Annotated in this window: 2 protein-coding genes; both read left to right on the top strand. The window is 72.8% G+C overall.

All coding sequences use genetic code 11. The annotated features are described in order from the left end of the window. On the top strand, positions 1-615 hold a 615-nt coding region (nudC, locus tag D183_RS0111395), incomplete at its 5' end, for an NAD(+) diphosphatase (protein WP_017909101.1). Between the two features lie 52 nt (positions 616-667). Beyond that, entirely contained in the window at positions 668-1564 is an 897-nt protein-coding gene (locus tag D183_RS0111390; protein ID WP_017909100.1) for a membrane protein, read from the top strand. The last annotated feature ends 113 nt before the right edge of the window (positions 1565-1677 follow it).

The following is a 1677-nucleotide window of genomic DNA, read 5'->3' as shown; positions in this document are numbered from 1 at the left end:
GCCGAGTGGCCGGCGCCGGAGGCGGGCCTGTTCGCCTACGCCCGCGCGATGCTGCACTGGCAATCGCGCACCCGCTTCTGCGGCGTGTGCGGCGGCACCATCGCGTTGCAGCGCGGCGGCTTCCTCGGCGTCTGCACGCAGTGCGCCAGCGAACACTATCCGCGGGTGGATCCGGCGGTGATCGTCGCGGTCAGCGATGGCCGGCGTCTGCTGCTGGGGCGCCAGGCGAGCTGGCCGGCGCGGCGCTACTCGGTGATCGCCGGCTTCGTCGAGCCCGGCGAATCGCTGGAACAGACGGTGGCGCGCGAGGTGGCCGAAGAGACCCAGGTGCGGGTGCGGCCGGGCAGCTGCCGTTACTACGGCGCGCAGCCGTGGCCGTTTCCTGGCGCGCTGATGCTGGGCTTCAGTGCGCAGGCGGAGGCGGACACGCCGCAGGTCGACGGCGAACTGGAGGACGCGCGCTGGTTCGAGCGCGAGGAGGTCGGCGCCGCGCTGGCGCGCCTGGCGGCGCAGGGCGACAGTGCCGACGATGGGCACGGCCTGCGTCTGCCGCCACGCATCTCCATCGCCCGCGCGCTGATCGAGGATTGGTACCGGCACGGCGCGCCGGCCTGACCGCGCCGGCACGTTCCGCGCACCCGCTTCAGAACGCTCCCGGAGGACCCGCATGTTCACGACCCTCGTCGCTGTGATCGTCGCCCTGGTGCTGGGCCATGTCGCGCCCGGCATGGTGGCCTCGTTGCGCCGCTTCGACGCCTTCGGCGACTGGCTGAGCTGGCTGGACACGCATGCCGGCGAGGGCAGCGCCTGGCGCGGCCGCTACGGCATCGCGCTGGCGCTGCTGCCGCCGCTGCTGCTGGTCGGCCTGCTGCAGTGGCTGCTGGCGGCGCCGCACCTGGGCCTGCTGACCCTGCTGTTCGGGATCGTGGTGCTGGCCTTCAGCTGGGGCCCGCGCGACCTGGACACCGACGTCGAGGCGATCATCGACGCCGATGACGCCAGCGCGCGACGCCTGGCGGTGGCGCACCTACAGGCCGATGGCGGGCCGCTGCGTGAGGATCCGGCCGGGCTGGTCGAGGCGGTGGCGGTCAGCGCGCTGCGGCGCTGGTTCGCGGTGCTGTTCTGGTTCCTGTTGCTGGGGCCGTTCGGCGCGCTGGGTTATCGGCTGCTGGCGCTGGCCGCGGTCGGCCCCTATGCCGCGCGGCTGCCGCCGGCGACCGCCGCCGGCGCGCGCGCATTGCTGGCGGCGCTGGAATGGCCGGTGGCGCACCTGATGACCTTCTCGCTGGCCCTGGTCGGCAATTTCGAAGCGGTGTTCGGCGCCTGGCGCGCCGCCGGCGGCAAGCGGTGGCAACTGGACACCGGCTTTCTCGGGCCGGTGGCCTGCGCCAGCGTGCGTGGCGAACTCGATGCCGAGGCGCACGACTACAGCGACGCGGGCATGGTGGTGCCGGCGCTGCGGCGCCTGCCCGAACTGCGCGATGCGATGAGCCAGGTGTGGCGGGTGCTGCTGCTGTGGCTGGTGCTGCTGGCGCTGCTGGTGATCGCCGGCTGGGTCAGCTGAGCCAGGCGCCGAGATCGCCTATGCGCAGGCGCTTGCTCGTGCCCGGTGCGAATCGCAAGGTGTTGCGTCCGGCTAGTTGTGATCTCTCAGTAGGTTGTTCATCCGGGGCATCT

This window comes from Xanthomonas sp. SHU 199 (genome assembly GCF_000364665.1).
In the GTDB taxonomy this organism is placed as follows: domain Bacteria; phylum Pseudomonadota; class Gammaproteobacteria; order Xanthomonadales; family Xanthomonadaceae; genus Xanthomonas_A; species Xanthomonas_A sontii.
The sequence above is the reverse complement of the archived record's forward strand: the minus strand, read 5'-3'. Positions and strand labels throughout refer to the sequence as shown.